This is a genomic window from Streptomyces sp. SD31 (assembly GCF_052068475.1).
Classification (GTDB): domain Bacteria; phylum Actinomycetota; class Actinomycetes; order Streptomycetales; family Streptomycetaceae; genus Streptomyces.
In genome coordinates, this window is sequence record NZ_JBQHCX010000019.1 from 75,219 (window position 1) to 92,064 (window position 16,846).

General features: G+C 70.4%; 16 protein-coding genes and 1 pseudogene. 12 read left to right on the plus strand and 5 right to left on the minus strand.

The window, feature by feature from the left end; all coding sequences use genetic code 11:
• Positions 1-17: 17 nt before the first annotated feature.
• The 8 genes from ACTMVF_RS34125 to ACTMVF_RS34160 all read left to right on the plus strand — a co-directional run bounded on the left by ACTMVF_RS34125 (position 18) and on the right by ACTMVF_RS34160 (position 8,172).
• Positions 18-581 carry an NADH-quinone oxidoreductase subunit J gene (locus ACTMVF_RS34125; protein ID WP_441274922.1) on the plus strand — a complete coding sequence of 188 codons (564 nt, stop codon included), beginning with the start codon at positions 18-20 and terminating at the stop codon, positions 579-581.
• Positions 578-883 carry an NADH-quinone oxidoreductase subunit NuoK gene (gene nuoK / locus ACTMVF_RS34130; protein WP_441274923.1) on the plus strand — a complete coding sequence of 102 codons (306 nt, stop codon included), beginning with the start codon at positions 578-580 and terminating at the stop codon, positions 881-883. Before ACTMVF_RS34125 ends, nuoK begins: the two co-directional genes overlap by 4 nt.
• The gene (locus ACTMVF_RS34135) at positions 880-2,730 is read left to right on the plus strand and encodes an NADH-quinone oxidoreductase subunit 5 family protein (protein WP_441274924.1); all 1,851 of its coding nucleotides are present in this window, start codon (positions 880-882) and stop codon (positions 2,728-2,730) included. The genes nuoK and ACTMVF_RS34135 overlap by 4 nt, the downstream gene beginning before the upstream one ends.
• A gap of 5 nt (positions 2,731-2,735) precedes the next feature.
• Complete coding sequence (locus ACTMVF_RS34140) at positions 2,736-4,244, plus strand: complex I subunit 4 family protein (protein WP_441274925.1); 1,509 nt, start codon at positions 2,736-2,738, stop codon at positions 4,242-4,244.
• 5 nt (positions 4,245-4,249) lie between these two features.
• On the plus strand, positions 4,250-5,671 hold the full coding sequence (locus ACTMVF_RS34145; RefSeq protein ID WP_441275043.1) for an NADH-quinone oxidoreductase subunit N: 1,422 nt from the start codon (positions 4,250-4,252) through the stop codon (positions 5,669-5,671).
• A gap of 259 nt (positions 5,672-5,930) precedes the next feature.
• Positions 5,931-6,404, plus strand: a complete 474-nt coding sequence (locus tag ACTMVF_RS34150) for a DUF6153 family protein (protein ID WP_441274926.1) — start codon at positions 5,931-5,933, stop codon at positions 6,402-6,404.
• Between the two features lie 91 nt (positions 6,405-6,495).
• Positions 6,496-7,176, plus strand: a complete 681-nt coding sequence (locus ACTMVF_RS34155; RefSeq protein WP_441274927.1) for a DUF305 domain-containing protein — start codon at positions 6,496-6,498, stop codon at positions 7,174-7,176.
• Positions 7,177-7,308: 132 nt separating this feature from the next.
• Positions 7,309-8,172 carry a F510_1955 family glycosylhydrolase gene (locus ACTMVF_RS34160; protein WP_441274928.1) on the plus strand — a complete coding sequence of 288 codons (864 nt, stop codon included), beginning with the start codon at positions 7,309-7,311 and terminating at the stop codon, positions 8,170-8,172.
• 75 nt (positions 8,173-8,247) lie between these two features.
• Here the strand turns inward: ACTMVF_RS34160 and ACTMVF_RS34165 are convergent, their stop codons facing one another.
• Together ACTMVF_RS34165 and ACTMVF_RS34170 are read right to left on the minus strand one after the other, a co-directional pair.
• Complete coding sequence (locus ACTMVF_RS34165; protein WP_441274929.1) at positions 8,248-9,147, minus strand: DUF5134 domain-containing protein; 900 nt, start codon at positions 9,145-9,147, stop codon at positions 8,248-8,250.
• 162 nt (positions 9,148-9,309) lie between these two features.
• Positions 9,310-9,897, minus strand: coding sequence for a TetR/AcrR family transcriptional regulator (locus ACTMVF_RS34170; RefSeq protein ID WP_441274930.1), 588 nt, complete (start codon positions 9,895-9,897; stop codon positions 9,310-9,312).
• A 367-nt stretch (positions 9,898-10,264) separates the two neighbouring features.
• Between ACTMVF_RS34170 and ACTMVF_RS34175 the strand changes: the two genes are divergently transcribed.
• Entirely contained in the window at positions 10,265-10,813 is a 549-nt protein-coding gene (locus ACTMVF_RS34175; protein ID WP_441274931.1) for a hypothetical protein, read from the plus strand.
• 219 nt (positions 10,814-11,032) lie between these two features.
• Here the strand turns inward: ACTMVF_RS34175 and ACTMVF_RS34180 are convergent, their stop codons facing one another.
• Positions 11,033-11,251 carry a hypothetical protein gene (locus tag ACTMVF_RS34180; RefSeq protein WP_441274932.1) on the minus strand — a complete coding sequence of 73 codons (219 nt, stop codon included), beginning with the start codon at positions 11,249-11,251 and terminating at the stop codon, positions 11,033-11,035.
• A gap of 264 nt (positions 11,252-11,515) precedes the next feature.
• On the opposite strand from ACTMVF_RS34180, the gene ACTMVF_RS34185 reads away from it, so the two are divergent.
• Positions 11,516-13,144: a multicopper oxidase family protein gene (locus ACTMVF_RS34185; RefSeq protein WP_441274933.1), complete on the plus strand. Its 1,629-nt coding sequence runs from the start codon at positions 11,516-11,518 to the stop codon at positions 13,142-13,144.
• Here ACTMVF_RS34185 and ACTMVF_RS34190 read toward each other — a convergent pair.
• On the minus strand, positions 13,044-13,940 hold the full coding sequence (locus ACTMVF_RS34190; protein ID WP_441274934.1) for a heparan-alpha-glucosaminide N-acetyltransferase domain-containing protein: 897 nt from the start codon (positions 13,938-13,940) through the stop codon (positions 13,044-13,046). The genes ACTMVF_RS34185 and ACTMVF_RS34190 overlap by 101 nt on opposite strands.
• Positions 13,941-14,135: 195 nt before the next feature.
• Between ACTMVF_RS34190 and ACTMVF_RS34195 the strand changes: the two are divergent.
• Together ACTMVF_RS34195 and ACTMVF_RS34200 are read left to right on the plus strand one after the other, a co-directional pair.
• Positions 14,136-14,213 (plus strand): annotated as a pseudogene (locus ACTMVF_RS34195) (DNA-binding response regulator); the annotation flags it as partial.
• A gap of 65 nt (positions 14,214-14,278) precedes the next feature.
• Positions 14,279-15,340: an AraC family transcriptional regulator gene (locus ACTMVF_RS34200; RefSeq protein WP_441274935.1), complete on the plus strand. Its 1,062-nt coding sequence runs from the start codon at positions 14,279-14,281 to the stop codon at positions 15,338-15,340.
• A gap of 79 nt (positions 15,341-15,419) precedes the next feature.
• On the opposite strand, the gene ACTMVF_RS34205 is transcribed toward ACTMVF_RS34200, so the two are convergent.
• Positions 15,420-16,832 carry an aldehyde dehydrogenase family protein gene (locus ACTMVF_RS34205; protein WP_441275044.1) on the minus strand — a complete coding sequence of 471 codons (1,413 nt, stop codon included), beginning with the start codon at positions 16,830-16,832 and terminating at the stop codon, positions 15,420-15,422.
• Positions 16,833-16,846 lie beyond the last annotated feature (14 nt).

Below are 16,846 nucleotides of genomic sequence, written 5' to 3' on the forward strand. Positions count from 1 at the left end.
AGGGAGGTGCGCCGCCGATGCTCGATGACGCGATCTTCTGGGCGCTGGCCGTCCTTGCGGTGGCCGCCGGAGTCATGGTGTTCCGGTTCGACTCCATGGCCCGGGCGACTTACGCGCTGCTGACCTCGCTGCTCTGCGCAGGTGGCGAGGTGCTGTTGCTCGGGCTCGACTACCTCGGCGTTGTGATCGTGCTGATGATGACCATCGAGATGGCCATCATGGCCGTGTTCATGGTGATGTACATGATGAACCCGGCCGGGCTCATGCCGATGACCATGGTCCACAACAAGAAGGGCGCGGCCGTGATCTGCGCGGCGGCCTTCGCCGTACTCGCCACCGGGATCCTGCTCGCCCCGTGGCCGTCCCGGCGCGGCAAGCCGTCGGCCGATCCGACCATGGACCTGGGCCTGTCGCTGATGGGCCCTCAGATGCTCACCATGATGACCCTGGGCCTCGCCCTGTTCGCCACCATCGTCGCGACCGTCGTCCTGGCCACCCGCCGGGGTCGCTACGACCGGTTCGGGGACGACCTGAAGGCGCGAACCGCCGACGACGCGGTACGGGGAGGGATGGGCCGATGAGCCTTGAGCCATTCCTGTTGCTCGCTGCCGCGCTGTTCAGCATCGGCCTGTTCGGGGCGCTCACCCAGCAGTCGATCGTGATGCTGATGATGGGGCTCGAACTGATGCTGGGCGGCATCATCGTCGGCGCGGCGGCCGTGTGGCACTACATCGCCCCGGCCGCCGCCGACGGGCAGGTGCTGGTCGTCCTGGCGGTCACGGTCATGGCGGTGGAGATGGCCATCGGGTTCGCCGTGGTCACCGCGCTGTTCCGGTCCCGTGAGGTCGACATGACCGACATGGCGGCGGAGTTGAAGGAGTGAGCGCGCTGCTGTGGGCGCTCGTCGCGCTGCCGCTGACCGCGGGGACGCTGCTCGCGGTTGTCGGCCGCCCGGCGGACCGGTACGCCCCGACGGTTGCGGTTGGTACGGCCGTCGCCGCGCTCGGCCTCGCCATCGCGGTGGCGTTCGGGCACCCGCGGGTCGAGGCGCCGCTGCTCGAAGGGCTTCCCGCCGGGCTCGCGGTCGACGGGCTGTCGGGCCTCATGGTCGTGACCGTCACGGCGGTGACCGCGGCCGTCCTCCTGTTCGGCGTCGCGGACATCGGGCCGGGCGAGGCGCGCGCCCGCTTCTTCGGGCTGATGCTGCTGTTCGGCGGCGCGATGCTGACGACGGTCACCGCGACCACGCTGACGGTGCTGCTGATGGCGTGGGAGGTGATGGGCGCCACCTCCTGGGCGCTGATCGGCTACTGGTGGCGCGACCCCGAGCGCGGGGACGCCGCCAACACCGCCTTCCTCACCACCCGCGCCGCCGACCTCGGCCTCTATCTCGCCGCCGGGGCGGCGCTGGCGAGCGGGCAGGTCGGCTCCCTCGCCCTCGCCGAACTCCCGGACGCGACCGGCGCATGGTCGGCGGTCATCACCGCCGGCGTCATCGCGGCCGCGTTCGGCAAATCGGCCCAACTGCCGTTCAGCTTCTGGCTGTCCAGGGCCATGCAGGGCCCGAGCCCGGTCTCTGCCCTGCTGCACTCGGCGACCATGGTCGTGGCCGGGGCGTATCTGCTGCTGCGGCTGGAACCGCTGCTCGCGCAGTCCGGATGGGGCGGGCCCGTGGTGGCGTGGACGGGCGCGGTGACAGCGGTGGTGCTCGGGCTGGTCGCCGTCGCGCAGACCGACCTCAAGCAGCTGCTCGCCGCCTCGACCTGCGCGCAGATCGGCTTCATGGTGCTCGCCGCCGGGGCCGGTGCGGTCACCGGCGGAACTCTGCAACTAATCGCCCATGCCGCCGCGAAGAGCCTCGCCTTCCTCGTCGCGGGCGCGTGGCTGACGGCCCTCGGCACCAAGGCGCTGCCCGCGCTGCGCGGTGCGGCCCGGCGGCACCGTACGGCCGGGATCACCTTCAGCGTCGCGGCCCTGGCTCTGGCCGGAGTTCCGCCTCTGGCGTTGTGGGCAGCGAAGGACGTACTCCTGGCCGGTGCCCTCGAGGACAACGCGGCGCTGTACGTCGTCGGGCTGGCCGGCACGGCGATCTCCGCCATCTACAGCGCCAAGGCCCTCTGGTTCGTCTGGCAGCCCGCTCCCGTACCGGACGACCTTGAGGAGCCGCTGCCGTACGCGACCCGTCTGCCGCTGGTGAGCCTGGCCGTCGCCTGCGCGGCCCTGACGGTCACGTCCTTCCCGCCCGTACGCGACGCGGTCGAGCGCGTCCTCAGCGACGACGCGCAACTGAGCCCGTACGTATGGGAGTTCGCTCTGTCCGGCGCGCTCGCGGTCGCCGTCTCGGCCGTGATCTGGATCCGTGGTCCTGAACTCCTCACGCTCCCCAGCCGGATCACCGAGCCGGCGTCGGAATGGCTTCGTCTGGAGACCGCCGCGGGCACGCTCCTCGGACGTCCAGTGCTGCGCCTCGCCGACGCGCTGGCCGCCTTCGACGACCGGGTGCTGGATCGCGCCGTCGAGGGCACCGCGCGCGGCTCGGTCCGGCTGGCGCAGTGGACCCACGCTCAGGTGGAGCGGCTCGTCGACGGCGCCGTGGAGGGCGTGGCGGGCGGTGCCCGTGCGCTCGGCCACCTGGCCCGACGGCCACAGACCGGGCAGTTGCACCAGTACCTCGCTCAGGCGGTCGCCGCCTTCACCGTCCTCGCCGTCGTCCTCGTCCTCGTGAGGTGACCGCCGTGCTCACGGCCATCGTCCTGCTCCCGGCCGCCATGGCGGCCCTCCTGCTGTGCGTGCCGCGCAGCTCGCCCCGCGTCCTGTTCCTGACGGCCTGGGCGGCGACCGCCGCAGCCGAGCTGATCCTGACGGTGATCGTCTGGGCGGGATACCGGGCCGACGGCGGCATGCAGTACGAGACGCAGGCCCGGTGGATCCCCAGCGCCGGCATCAGCTACCACGTCGGAGTCGACGGCCTGTCCCTGCCGCTGGTGGCCGTCACGTGCGTGCTGTTCCTCGCCTGCGCTGCGTACGCGTGGCGCGAGACCCGACGGCCCCGGGAGTTCGCGGCCCTGTTCCTGTTCCTGCAGACCATGTGCCTCGGCCTGTTCGTCGCCCTGGACCTGATCCTGTTCTTCGTCTTCTTCGATCTGTCCATCGTGGCGATGTACTTCATCATCGCCGGGTGGGGACACAAGGGCGCCGCCCGCGCCGCCCTGAAGTTCTTCCTCTACACCTTCATCGGCTCCCTCGCCCTGCTCCTCGGCTTCATCGGCCTGTACCTGGCAGCCGACCCGCACACCTTCGACATCGTCGAGCTGACGAACGCCAACCCACTGGCCGGGCGCGCGACGTACGGCGCTCTCGTCCTCCTCGCCATCGCCGTCGGACTGGCGGTGAAAACCCCGACCGTGCCCTTCCACACCTGGCTGCCACCCGCCCACACCGACGCCCCGGCCGCCGGGTCGGCGATCCTCGCCGGGGTGCTGCTGAAGGTGGGGACCTACGGCTTCCTGCGCATCGCCATGCCCGTGCTGCCCGACGCCTGGCGCGACCACGCCCTCGTCTTCGTGGTCGTCGGTGTGGTCTCCGTGCTCTACGGCGCGCTGGTCGCTCTCGCCCAGACCGACTTCAAGCGGATGGTCGCGTACACCTCCGTCAACCACATGGGCTACATCATCCTGGCGATCGGCGCGGCCGGGGCCGTCGGCGCGGACCAGGAGGAGGCCCGGCGTCTGGCCGTCACCGGCTCGGTCTTCCAGATGGTCAGCCACGGGCTGCTGACCGGCGCGCTGTTCCTGCTGTCCGGAGTGCTGTACGAGCGGGGGCGTACTCACGAAATGTCCGCGTACTCCGGCGTGGCCGGGCGGGCGCCCGTCTTCGCCGCGCTGACCGGCGTCGCCGCCTTCGCCTCACTGGGGCTGCCGGGGTTCTCCGGCTTCATCGCCGAATTCCAGATCCTCACCGGGAGTTTGGGGCCGGAGCCGGTGGCCACCGGGCTGGCCGTGCTCGGGATCCTGCTCACCGCCGGCCTGTTCCTGCGCGCCCTGCAACAGGTCTTCCTCGGACCGCTGCGACTGCCGGTCGCCGCGCCCGGCGCTGACTGGCCGTTCCCCGACATCCGCGTCCACGAAGGGCTCGCGATCGTCCCGCTCCTGGCCCTGGGCGTCGTCCTCGGCCTCGCTCCCCGGTTCGTACTCGACGTCATCGAACCCGCCTCGCGCACCTTGCTGGAGCTGCTCGCGCGATGAACGAGATGACCGGGATGAACGAGAACCCCCTCGACCTCCTTCCCGAGGTCCTGCTCGCCGCCTCCGCCGTGCTCGGTCTGCTGCTTGGAGCCTGGCTGCCGCGCCGCCGCCAGTGGCTGACCGGAGCCCTCGCGGGAGCGGCCTGCACCGTGGGGATCGTGGCCGCCGCGATCGCCGCAGCCGGTCCCGTGGAGACGGCTTTCGGCGAGTCCTTCGCCCTGGACACGCTGACCGCCACCAGCCGGATCGTCATCCTCGGCGCCACGCTGCTGGTCCTCGCGCTCGCCATGCCGCGCCTGTACGCCGACCCGCGCGAGACGGAGTTCTACGTACTGCTTCAACTCTCCTCCGCGGGCGCCCTGATGATGGCCGGAGCCCAGGACCTGCTCCTTCTCGCCGCCGGTTACCTGCTGGCCAGCGTGCCCGCCTACGCGCTCGCCGGGTTCCGCAAGGACGGCCCCGGCACCGAGGCGGCGCTGAAGTTCTACGTCGTGGGGGCTCTTCTCGGCGTCGTGATGCTCGCCGGCATCACGGTTCTCCTCGCCGCCGGGCGAGTCACGTCGTACCCGATGCTGCGCACCGAACTCGCCGAGGCGCCGCCGGGGCTGGTGGCGGCCGGCACGCTCGCGCTGCTTGCCGGTGTCCTGTTCAAGGCCGGAGGCGTGCCCGGGCACTTCTGGGTGCCGGACGCGGTCCAGGGCAGCTCGGCACCAGTCGCCGCCTTCCTCACCACGATCCCCAAGATCGCCGCCTTGGCCGCGTTCCATCGGCTCGCCGCCGTGCCGCTCGCGGACGCCGACCTGCCGTGGGCCGACCTGGTGGCGGTGCTGTCGGTCGCCTCTATGACGTTGGGCAACCTGGCGGCCTTCTTCCAGCAGGACGTCAAGCGGCTGCTGGCGTACTCCACGATCAGCCAGGTCGGTTATCTCTTGCTCCCGGTGGCCGTCGCCGGACGCACCGACCTCGACCAGCAGGCGCTGCTGTACTACCTGGCCGGGTACGCGCTGACGAACCTCGGGGCCTTCGCCGTCGTCTGCGCACTCCCCGGCGCCCACACCATCGATGACTACCGGGGCCTGGCACGGGTGCACCCGGCCCTGCTGGCCTCGCTCGTCGTCTGCCTGCTGGGCTTGGTGGGCACGCCCCCGACCGCCGTGTTCTTGGGCAAGCTGGAAGCCTTCAGCGCGGCCTTCGACGGCGGCTACGCATGGCTCGCGGTCGTCGCGGCCGTCAACACGGTGGCCTCCCTCTTCTACTACCTGCGGTGGATCGCCCCAGCGTTTCTCGCACGCGGACCCGTGGGTGATTCGGGCGCGATGTCTGGATCAGCTGCCGTCGTGGCCTACGGGGCGGCCACCGGATCCGTCGTACTCGGGCTGCTCGGCGGGACCGTCCTGGATGTGCTGGGCGGACCGCTTACGCGCTGACGGGCGGGTGGCGCGTCATCGCTGCTGATCAGGGGTACGCGCATGGCGTTGATCCTGGTCGGTGAGGCGACATGGCTGCGGTGGTGACGACACTGATCGGCGCGCTGATCCTCTTGGCCGTGCTCTATGACACGGCACGGCTGGTGACGCCTGAGGAATCGCGGTTTCCTCCGTTGGCGAGGCTGCGGGGGCGGCGGGCCGGAGTGGGTGAGCCTGCCGGGACCCGGTCGGCAGTCGCCGGTCCAGGAACCGGCTTAGCATGTCTGGCATGTTGTGTGTGAGTAGTCGGCTGCGTGTGGGCGGGGCCTTCGGGTACCTCCTGCTGGTTGCCGCGCTCACCTTCGGCGTTTTCGCCATGCACACGATGGGTCATCCGGAGCACTCGTCCGGCCCAGGAGCGGGCGGCGCATCCCATGCCGTCGCCGGGACGCACCAGGGCGACCTGGCCCAGGAAGCCGCCGAGACCCGCACCCCCAGCGAGCACGTGGCAATGCCCGACCACGGGACGGTTGCACCGACCGCACCGACGGCGGACGGGCCCGTGACGGGCATGGACGTGCTGTCCGTATGCGTGGCGGTGCTCACCGGATGGCTGCTCTGGTTGTTCATCTGTGCGGCGGCTCGTCGCAAGGAGCGGCTGACGGCGCTGCTCGCCCGAGCGATGGCCGTGCTGCCTCCCCTCCCGCCACCCCCCAGACCTCTCCTCGCTCAGCTGTCAGTCCTGCGGATTTAGGCCGGCCCCGCAGCGCGGGCTTCGTCATGCCCGCGCACACCGCGTACCGCCACATCCACTGACAGAACTGATCGAGTGAGGTATCACGCACATGACCGCCCACAACCCTGCCCTGCGCCGCCGCCTTCGTCGCCGTATGGCAATCGTGAGCACCGTTGCGGCAGGCGGGCTGCTGCTCGCCGCCTGCGGCGGGGACGACATGGAGGGCATGGACCACGGGAGCGGCAGCTCCGCCTCCGCCACGTCCGACCCGACGGCGGGTGACAACCCGGCGCCCGGCGCCTTCAACGACGCGGACGTCATGTTCGCGCAGATGATGATCCCGCATCACGAGCAGGCCCTGGACATGTCCAAGCTCGCGGACGGCCGTGCCTCCGACGCGGAGATCAAGACCCTGGCCGCGGACATCGAGAAGGCCCAGGATCCCGAGATCCAGACCATGAAGTCCTGGCTGAAGGCCTGGGGCAAGCCGGAGTCCGCCGAGGAGAGCATGCCCGGCATGGATCACGGGTCCGGCGGTATGGGCCACGGGTCCGGGATGTCCGGAATGATGTCCGAGGAGGACATGCAGAAGCTCGAGGCCGCCAAGGGCACCGAGTTCGACCGGATGTTCGCGGAGATGATGATCGAGCACCACGAGGGCGCGATCACCATGGCGAAGGACGAGCAGAAGAACGGCCGTAACGCCACGGCCAAGCGGCTCGCCGCCGCCGTTGTGAAGACCCAGTCCGCCGAGGTCGAGAAGTTCCAGAAGATCCTCGACCGGCTCTGATCCGCATCACCCACTGACAGTCCAGGGCTCCGAGGCGTGCACCCGAGGAGCCCTGGACTGTCATCTCCCCATGCCGCCATGACCGCGATCGGCCGTCGCCGCTCCGGTGCACCCATACGCCCCTGAGGAATCATGAACAAGCGCCCCGCCGCCGTGGCAGCCACCGCCGTGGCTCTCGCTCTCACCCTGGCCGCCTGCTCCGACAGCGGAGACAGCGAGGACTCGACCGGCAAGTCCGCAGCCGGGACGACGGTGAGCCATATCCACGGTCTCGGTCTGGACCCCGCCGACCAGCGCCTCTACGTCGCCACCCACGAAGGCGTCTACACCCCCGACGCCAAGGGGGAGCCCGAGGTGGTGGGCGACAGCAAGGACGACTTCATGGGGTTCACCGTGGCCGGTGACAGGACCTTCTATGCCAGCGGCCACCCGGCCTCCGGCGGCAACAAGGGGCTCATCAAGAGCACCGACGCGGGCAAGACCTGGAAGTCCCTGTCCTTGTCCGGAGAGTCCGACTTCCACGCTCTGGACTTCGCCCACGGCACGGTCTACGGCTACGACTCCACCAACGGCCTGGTCCGCACGACCAAGGACGGCACCGCCTGGAAGGACGGGGCACAGCTCGAAGCCCTCGACATAGCAGTCAGCCCCGCCGACCCCGCTGTCATCCTGGCCACCACCGCTGAGGGAGTGGTCCGAAGCAGCGACGGCGGGAAGACCTTCGCCCAAGGGCAGAAGCCCGTGATGGCCTTCCTCTCCTGGAGCACGAAGGACGCTCTCTACGGCATCGACATGTCCGGTGGCCTGAACCGCAGTACGGATGGCGGCACCACGTGGAAGAGGGTCTCCACCGTGCCGGGCGGCCAGCCGCAGGCACTCACCTCTGTCGCCGCCGAGCACGTCCTCGCCGCCACGCAGACCGGAGTGTTCGAGTCGAAGGACGGAGGAAGAACGTTCAAGGAGCGCATGGCCGTGACGTCACGCGGCGGCCACTGATCGGTCGAGTACCGCGACTGAAAGGCCCGGCGGAATCTCAGAGGGGCGTGACACCGGAGAGTCGGCGACGGGCGGTCAGGCGGCCATCATGACGAGCATGGCGCACATCGTGCCACCCATGCCGATATGGGCCGTCAGAGCCGCGCCCGGCGACGTGCCCGGCGGGCGACGGCGGCTTCGGTTGCCCCCGGCCGCATGGGCCCGGCGCTTGGTCGCTCCGGACCGGGCCTTGTCCCAGACGGAGAGGGCCAGGGAGGCGACGAACACCACGATCGCGTCGGGCAGGGCGAGGAGCCGCCGCGCCCAACGGCTCCTGCCTGCACCGCGGCCCGCACCCACCCGCCGGTCGGTCCGGTCGGTGCCGCGGACCCGTGCCCATACCGAGGCGACGATCGAGAGCAGGAAGTACACGGCCAGGGCGATAAGGACGACGCGCCACACAGAAGTTGAGCCGCCCGCCGCGGCGCTCTCGGTGGCGCCGGCCGTCATGTCGTGGGCGGTCGTCCCCGAGGAGTGGTCCATGCTGTCCGCGTGTCCGGCCGTACCCGTCATCTCGTGGGCATGGGCCGTCCCGGCGGATCCGTGCCCGTGCCCCATGCCGGCCATCGAGTGTCCGCCGAGAGCCAGGACCGGCCCGGAGTCGGTGCCCGGCATGGCGAGCGTCATGATGACCATGGCGGCACTGCCGAGGATGTGATGCGTCCAGCGGCGACCGTGTCGCCAGCCGTGCAGCCGGGCGCGGTGTAGGGACAGGGCCACGCTGCCGAGGCCGACGGCGGTGAACACCGTCACCCACCACAGGCTGTGGTCCCCGAAACTTGCCGCTGTCGCGGGCAGGAACATCGCGGCCATGCCGCCGGCCATGACGACATCGCCTCCGGCCGCGAACCGGGCCTCCCTACTGTCGGCAGCGGCCAGTCGGGCTGCGCTCACGACGGCCACGAGTGCGGCCACGGCCGCCAGCGTCCACGTCATAGCGGGACTTCCCATTACTGCCCTCCGCGTCGACCGGCCGTCGCCCGCGCCGTATTCGCGAGCACGTCGACGTCCGTCGTCCTCTGGCTGCTGTCTACGGATGCCCTTAGTACGTAGTGGAGCCAAGAGGCGTTCAGGAGGCGGGAGTTTCCCCTGAGGCCGTCAGTGTTGTGGAGGGCGTACGCCGGCCAGGGTGACCTTGACCAGGCGCCGTGCGGCGGCCTCGGACGGCAGTGTTCGTGCTGCTGCCAGGGCGCTGAGGCAGTAGCGCGTGAGTTCGGCGGGCGGGATGTCGTCCCTGACGTCGCCGGCCTGTGCCGCCTCGGTCAGCAGTTCCTGAACCATGTGGTGAAGGTGCTGGTGCGCGTGGGCGAGATGGTTGCCGCTGTCCTGGTGCAGGAAGACGCCGAAGTCCGTGTCGTGGTGGCCGTGGGATTCGTGGGTGATGAGGGCGTAGGCCTCCAGCACCGCTTCGAGGCGGGCGCCGGGCCCGTCGGTGCGGTCCAGGACCTCTGTCAGCTGGGCGAGGTGACCGACGATCTCGCGCGCGTGCCAGGCGTGCAGGATCGCTTCGACGTCCGGGAAGTACTTGTACAGCGTGGCCCGCCCGATACCGACCTTCTCCGCGATCTGCGACATCGTCACCGACAGCGGGCCCTTCTCGGCCGCGAGGGCGGCGGTGCTGTCCAGGATGGCGTCGCGCACGTCCCGTCGGTGCGCCTCGATCGTCTCGTTCCACAGCTTCGGCACGCGGAAAGCGTACGCGATGCCGGGCATGCGTCACTATGGTTTGACAGCGACAGTGTGTATCGATAAATCTGGGGTCGCTCGCACGGTACGCCGCCCAGGCCTGGGCGGGACAAGGAGAACTCCTCATGGTGGATTCGTCCCAGGAGTCGGACGCTCGCGACAAGGCCGCTGAGGCTGCTGTCAGCGCCCGGAGTGCGGGAGTGCCGCGCTGGGTGAGGGTGTCCGGGCTTGTCGCACTCGTCGTAGTCCTTCTCGTGGTGGTCATGCTGCTGATCCCGGGCAACCACGGTCCGGGCCGTCACCTCGGGGGACAGGCTCCGCTCGTCGGTGGCGTTGCAGTCACCGGACCGGCCACAGGTGGCACCGGATGACGATGCCACCTCGCCTGCGCAAGCCGGCTCTCATCGTGCACGTCACGTCCTCGGTCGGCTGGCTCGGCGCGGTCGTCGCCTTCCTCGCCCTGGCGGTGATCGGCCTGACCAGCCAGGACCCGGCGACGGTACGCGGGGTCTACCTCGTGATGGAGCCGGCCGCCTGGTACACCCTCGTCCCGCTCTCCTTCGCTGCACTGCTCACCGGCATCGTCCAGTCGCTGGGGACGCCTTGGGGTCTCGTCCGGCACTACTGGGTCCTGTTCAAACTCCTGATCAACGTCGTGGCCACCGGCGTACTGCTCATCTACATGGGGACCTTCAGGTCCATGGCGCACATGGCCGCGGACCCGGACGCCGAGTTGTCCTCGGTGCGCAATTTCTCTCCGGTGCTGCACTCCGTGCTTGCTCTGGTCGTGCTGCTGCTCGCCATGGTGCTCGCGGTGTACAAGCCGCGGGGCGTCACTGGGCTGGGGCGGCGAAAGGAGCGGCCGCAGCGCGAGGGTCGTAGCGCGCCGGGGGCGGTGTCCGTGCCTCAGGCGTGAGGCACAAGGCGCCACCACTGAGAGGTTCGAAGAAGGCTGTTTCACGAGCGCTGCTTACCCCCTACGGGTATATTGGCGGCCAGTCGTCTCACCGGATACTCAGAGGCAAGTGATGACAGCACCGGGAGCCTGGGCCCCGCGGGCCCGTGCCTCGCACGGCGTTGTCCGCTGGGCGCGTGCTGCCGTCATCGCTCTCCTCGCGGCACTCGCCGTACTGATTCACCACGAGTCGGCCGCCGTGGCGATCGGCCCGAATTCTTCGCCCGCCGCACACGTGATGACGCCGGGCATGGTGATGTCGGGCAGCCATGCCGCACGGGCGACGGCCACGTCCGGACACGGGCACGCAAACGCCGCAGCGCACACCGCAAAGCCGACTGCGGACGCCGTGCCTACGATGATCAGTGCTGATGGCCCGGCCTGCGCCGGCATGGCCATGCAGCACTGCTCGACCGCGAGCCTCGAGGTCGTAAAGCTCGCACCACCGGCCCAATCCCCGGCGCCGCAGGACCTTGCCGCACACGAAGCGGTCTCCTCCGGGGCGAAGGCCGCCGCGACGGTGGGCCGAGCGCCCCCAGACCTCTCTGTCCTCTCCCAGTTGCGCATTTAGGCCGTGCCAACGGCTTCCTCGTGCCCTTGTCCTGCCGAGGAGCCGCCCAGCACGCCAACTCCCTCATGCGCACACTGAGATCGAGGCCATCCATGAACAGCATCAACCGCCGCTCCGTCCTGCTCGCCGGACTCGGCGTCGCGGGCGTCGGCGCACTCGCCGCCGCCTGCACCAGCGGCTCCACCGCGACACCCGCCCTGGTCAACCCCTCCGGCTCGGCGGTCGCCGCAGCCGAGAAGAAGCGGAAGGGCACCGGCAGGACGCAGAACGTGACCCTGACCGCAGCGCCCGCCATGCTCGACCTCGGCGGCGGAGTCATGGCCAAGAGCTGGGCCTTCAGCGGCCGGGCCCCCGGCCAGGAGATCCGCGTGTCCGCCGGCGACACCCTGGCCGCAGAACTCTCCAACCAGCTGCCGAACAGGACCACCACGTCCATCCACTGGCACGGCGTCGCCATGCGCAACGACATGGACGGCGTCCCGCCGGTGACCCAGCAAGCCGTCCGAGCGGGCGCCAACTTCACCTACCGCTTCATCACCGACGCCCCCGGCACGTACTTCTTCCACCCCCACGTCGGCGTCCAGCTCGACCGGGGCCTGTATGCGCCGCTGATCGTCGAGGACCCCAAGGAGCCGCTGTCGTACGACGACGAATGGGTCGTCGTCCTGGACGACTGGGTCGACGGGGTCACCGGCACCCCCGACGAGGTCCTCGCCGAGCTGCGGCAGGGCATGGGCGGCATGGACATGGGCGGCGACTCCGGCTCCGGCGGCCACGAGGGCCACGACATGGGTGACATGGGAGGCATGGACATGGAAGGCATGGACATGGGAGACGACTCGCCGTCCCCGTCCGCCTCACCCTCCTCCGGCGGCATGTCGATGAAGTTCATGCTGATGGGGGCCGAGAGCGAGCTGCTCGGCGGCGACGCCGGCGACGTGAAATACCCGTACCACCTGGTCAACGGCCGCGTCCCCGACGACCCCGCCGTCTATCAGGGCAAGCCCGGCAAGCGGGTTCGGCTGCGCATCATCAACGCCGGCGGCGACACGGCGTACCGGGTGGCGCTCGGCGGCCACAAGCTGACCATCACCCACACCGACGGCTTCCCCGTCGAGCACCAGCAGGTCGACGCCCTGCTGATCGGCATGGGGGAGCGGTACGACGTCCTGGTCACCCTCGGCGACGGCGTCTACCCGCTCGTCGCGCTGGCCGAGGGCAAGGACGCCACCGGCATGGCGCTGATGCGTACGGGATCCGGCAGCGCGCCGAAGGCGACCGTCCGCCCGAAGGAACTGAATGGAAGGATCATGACGGCGTCCCAGCTGCGCGCGGCGGACGACGTCCGGCTGCCGTCCAAGAAGGTCGACCGGGTGCACCGTGTCGAGCTGACCGGCGGCATGGACAAGTACAACTGGGCCATCAACGGCAAGGCCTACGACATGGCCGACCCGGCCGCGAATCCGCTGACGATCGAGGAAGGGCAGCGGGTTCGGTTCGACTTCGTCAACTCCACGGAGATGTGGCACCCGATGCACCTGCACGGCCACACCTACCAACTCGGGGACGACGGCCCGCGCAAGGACACCGCCATCGTGCTGCCGAAGAAGCAGCTGTCCGTCATCTTCGACGCCGACAACCCCGGCCAGTGGATGTTGCACTGCCACAACGCGTACCACGGGGAGGTGGGCATGATGGCGCTGGTCGCGTACCAGAGCTGACGCCACCGCTGTGCTTGCTCCGGGGCCGGTTCGTCCGGCCGGCCCCGGCACTGGCAAGTACGAGAGCGCCCTGCGACGCAGGGCGGCCCGCAGCGAGTCGGCACGCCGCCAACCCCGGGCTGGTTCCGCGCTGACTTCGAGAGCCGGGATCATGGAGAACCGCAGGTCCTGGCCTCGATGTCAGGGCCGGGTAACTTCCCGTGAGGAACAGGGAGATGGGTCCGTCGGGCTCACCTTGCGAGGGGCGCTCCTGATCGATGAGTGTCTGCTGTACCACGTACAGCACCTGCGGCAGGACGAGGGCCGTGCCCGCCGCGATCACCGCCAGGGTCCCGGCGCCGAGCCGGTACAGCGGCAGGACGAGCAGGAAGTACACGCCGTAGAAGGCGAGGATCACCTCGACCGGGGTGCCGGTCATGGTCAGCGCCGAGCCCACGGCCAGCAGGATCACGGCCCAGATGATCACCTCGGCGACGGCCTGGCGTCCGGCCCGGCCGGTCTTCGGCGCGCTGCGCCCGGTGATGAGCACGACGGCGAAGCCCGCCAGGAAGGCGAAGGGCGCGGACGAGCGGCCGTGGGCCGGCTCCATCAGGAAGCCGGTCACTCCGCCCTCGCTCGGGTTGGGGCCGACGTGGGCCGCGTACATGCCGAAGACGGCGAGGCCGCGGGCCAGGTCCAGGCCGATCAGCCGGCTCACGCCGGGCATACGGGGCGTGCCGGTCGAAGAGTCGGCTGGTGCGTCCGTCGGGGATTTCTCGTCGACCGGAGGCATCGCGGTGTCCATGCGCTGTGTCATGGTTCCAAGCCTCAAAACGGGGCGTGCCGCGGAGTATCCGGTGGAAGGCTGCGGTCCCCCTGCCGACCGGAGGGGGATACCCCGCCGTGTGGCTGGACCTGCGACCCGCCGGGCCCCGGGAACTCTCCGGGGCCTCAATGTCGAGGCGAGACGGTAGGAGCCGGGTGGTATGGACAAAGGTGAGGCGGAGCACGCGTGATCCGGGTAGTGGTGGTGGACGACGAGGCACTGGTCCGGTCGGGGTTCGGGCTCATTCTGGGCGCGTCCGAGGACGCGGGACCGAGAGAGAACCCTTCTACTGTGTGTGCAGCGAGCAACGCCCGGTCACAAGGAACGCCATGCCCGACAGCCCCGCCCCGGCACAGTCGCCGGGAACCAGCCGCAGTACCTCGGCGACCATCCCGCCGAACATCCTGCGCTGCCTCACCCCCGTCGCCGACGGGTACGGCGTCGACCTCCGGCCCGAGCTGAGCCGGGTCGGGCTGGACGAGGCGATGATGTGCTCGGCGGCGCTGCGGGTCTCCTACCGCCAGGGCAGTGCCGTCATCCGGCGTGCGCTGGAGCTCACCGGTGACGCTCACCTGGGCCTGCGGGTGGGGGCGGCGCAGCACCTGACCGCGTGGGGGCTCCTCGGCTTCGCTCAGATGGCCGCCGACACCCTGCGGGAGGCCATCGAGACGGGCGTGCGCTTCCAGAACCTGTCCGGGGCGATGGTGGTCTGGTCGGCCGGGCCGGAGGAAGCCGGCTACGCGCTACGGGCCGAACTGCCCGATCCCGCCCTCGATCCGGCGGTCGCGGTCTTCCTGGCCGAGGAGGCGTTCGCCAGCGTCGTCACCCTCACGCGGCTGAGTTCCGGGGAGGAATTCGCCCCGCAGAGCGTCGAGTTCGCCTTCCCCGCCCCACTGGACACCGGGCCGTTCACCGAGCTGTTCCGCTGCCCGGTACGGTTCGACGCCGTGGCGAACCGCTTGGTGTTCCCCACGGCATGGGTCGGGCGGCCGATGCCGGGCCGCGACCGGGTCACCTACACCGCCGTCGTGGAACTCCTGGAGGAGCAGGCGGCGTCGAGGCGCGATCAGCAAGATCTGCTGGAGGTGCTGGAGATCTCGATCGCGCAGAGCCTGCCCGACGTGCCGTCCTTCGTCGAGCAGGCCCGACGGCACGCGTCCAGCGAGCGCACCCTGCGCCGTCGTCTGGCCGAGTGCGGCACGACGTACGAGGCGGTCGTCGACGGAGTGCGCCGCGAGCGGGTCGAGCAACTGCTGCGCCGACCCGAACCGACCCTGCGCGACATCGCCCGGCAGGCGGGTTTCTCCGACGTGCGAGCACTGCGGCGGGCGGTGCACCGCTGGCACGGGGTGACCCCGGCGCGACTGCGCGAGGAGGGCGCGGAACAGTAACGGGAGTGCCCAGGCGTCACCGGGCCGCCCGGTCACCAGTCACCAGGTCACCGGGCCACCAGACGACCGGGCCACCCGGTCAACGCGTGCGGATCCAGACGGTCTTCTCCCTGGTCCACTGCGCGAAGGCGTCGGTGGACTTCTCCGCGCCACCGAACCCCGACTGCTTCCACCCGCCGAAGGGAGTGGTGATGTCGCCTTCGCTGTACGCGTTGACGGAGACCACCCCGGCTTCGATGCCCCGCGCGAGCCGGAGCGCGGTGTCGAGGTCGCGGGTCCACACAGAGGCGGCGAGCCCGAATTCGGTGGCGTTCGCCAACCGCACGGCCTCGTCCTCCGAGGTGAAGGTCTGGACGGTGACGACAGGGCCGAACAGTTCCTTGGTGAGCACGTCGCTGCCCTCCGGGGCCCGGCTGATCACGGTGGGCGGGTAGTAGGCGCCGCGCGGCGGCAGACCGTGCGGCAGCCCGCCGGTGTGGACGTGGGCTCCGGCGAAGCGGGCCGTGTCCACCGCCGCCGCGACCCGGTCGAAGGCGGCACGGTTGATGAGCGGCCCCACCTGGGTGCCCACGTCGGCGGGGTCGCCGATGGTGAGGCTTCTGGCGGCGGCGGTGAACCGGTCCAGCACCTCCTCGGCGATGCTGTGGTGGACCAGGACGCGGGAGCCGGCGGTGCAGTTCTGCCCCATGGTCAGGAACGCGGCCTCGACCATGTTGTCGATCAGTTCGTCGCCGTACTCGAGTGCGTCCGGCATGAGGACCTGGGGGCTCTTGCCACCCATCTCCAAGGACACCCGCTTGAAGTTCGACTCCGCCGCGTCGGCCAGGATGCGGCGTCCGGTGGCGGTGGATCCGGTGAACGACAGTGCGCGCACAAGCGGGTTGCGGGAGAGCGCCCTGCCGGTGACGGTGCCGTGGCCGGGCAGCACGGTGAGCACGCCGTCCGGCAGGCCTGCCTCGGTCGCCAGGGCGGCCAGGTGCAGGGTGGAGCGCGGGGTGGCCTCGGCGGGCTTGAGCAGCAGGGAGTTACCCGCGGCGAGCGCGGGGCCGACTTTCCAGGCGGCCATGGCCAGCGGGTAGTTCCAGGGGAGGATCGCGGCGGCCACCCCGACCGGTTCCCGGCTCACCAGGCCCAGGCTCTCGTGGCCGGTCGGGGCGACGCGGCCGAAGACCTTGTCGGCCGCCTCCGCGAACCACCGGATCGACTCGATCGCCGCGGGCACGTCCCCCGTACGGCACTCCGTGATCGGCTTGCCCGCGTCCTCGCAGTCCAGTCGGGCCAGGAACCCGGCGTGGCGCTCCATGAGGTCGGCCAGGCGCAGCAGGACAGCGGCTCGCTCCCGCGGGGACCGGCCGGCCCAGACGCCGCTCTCGAAGACCTTGTACGCCCGCTCGGTCGCCAGCACGACGTCCCGCTCGCTCGCCGCCGGTACGGTCGTGATCAGCTGACCTGTCGTGGGATTGACGACGTCGAGCGTCTCCTCGATGCCCATGATGTCCGTCCCGT

What these genes read in the sequence shown, in the direction of transcription:
- ACTMVF_RS34125 (WP_441274922.1), top strand. Translation starts at nt 18, where the DNA reads ATGCTCGATGACGCGATCTTCTGGGCGCTGGCCGTCCTTGCGGTGGCC.
- nuoK (WP_441274923.1), top strand. Translation starts at nt 578, where the DNA reads ATGAGCCTTGAGCCATTCCTGTTGCTCGCTGCCGCGCTGTTCAGCATC.
- ACTMVF_RS34145 (WP_441275043.1), top strand. Translation starts at nt 4,250, where the DNA reads ATGACCGGGATGAACGAGAACCCCCTCGACCTCCTTCCCGAGGTCCTG.
- ACTMVF_RS34150 (WP_441274926.1), top strand. Translation starts at nt 5,931, where the DNA reads ATGTCTGGCATGTTGTGTGTGAGTAGTCGGCTGCGTGTGGGCGGGGCC.
- ACTMVF_RS34155 (WP_441274927.1), top strand. Translation starts at nt 6,496, where the DNA reads ATGACCGCCCACAACCCTGCCCTGCGCCGCCGCCTTCGTCGCCGTATG.
- ACTMVF_RS34160 (WP_441274928.1), top strand. Translation starts at nt 7,309, where the DNA reads ATGAACAAGCGCCCCGCCGCCGTGGCAGCCACCGCCGTGGCTCTCGCT.
- ACTMVF_RS34165 (WP_441274929.1), bottom strand. Translation starts at nt 9,147, where the DNA reads ATGACGTGGACGCTGGCGGCCGTGGCCGCACTCGTGGCCGTCGTGAGC.
- ACTMVF_RS34175 (WP_441274931.1), top strand. Translation starts at nt 10,265, where the DNA reads ATGACGATGCCACCTCGCCTGCGCAAGCCGGCTCTCATCGTGCACGTC.
- ACTMVF_RS34180 (WP_441274932.1), bottom strand. Translation starts at nt 11,251, where the DNA reads ATGGCCATGCCGGCGCAGGCCGGGCCATCAGCACTGATCATCGTAGGC.
- ACTMVF_RS34185 (WP_441274933.1), top strand. Translation starts at nt 11,516, where the DNA reads ATGAACAGCATCAACCGCCGCTCCGTCCTGCTCGCCGGACTCGGCGTC.
- ACTMVF_RS34190 (WP_441274934.1), bottom strand. Translation starts at nt 13,940, where the DNA reads ATGACACAGCGCATGGACACCGCGATGCCTCCGGTCGACGAGAAATCC.
- ACTMVF_RS34200 (WP_441274935.1), top strand. Translation starts at nt 14,279, where the DNA reads ATGCCCGACAGCCCCGCCCCGGCACAGTCGCCGGGAACCAGCCGCAGT.
- ACTMVF_RS34205 (WP_441275044.1), bottom strand. Translation starts at nt 16,832, where the DNA reads ATGGGCATCGAGGAGACGCTCGACGTCGTCAATCCCACGACAGGTCAG.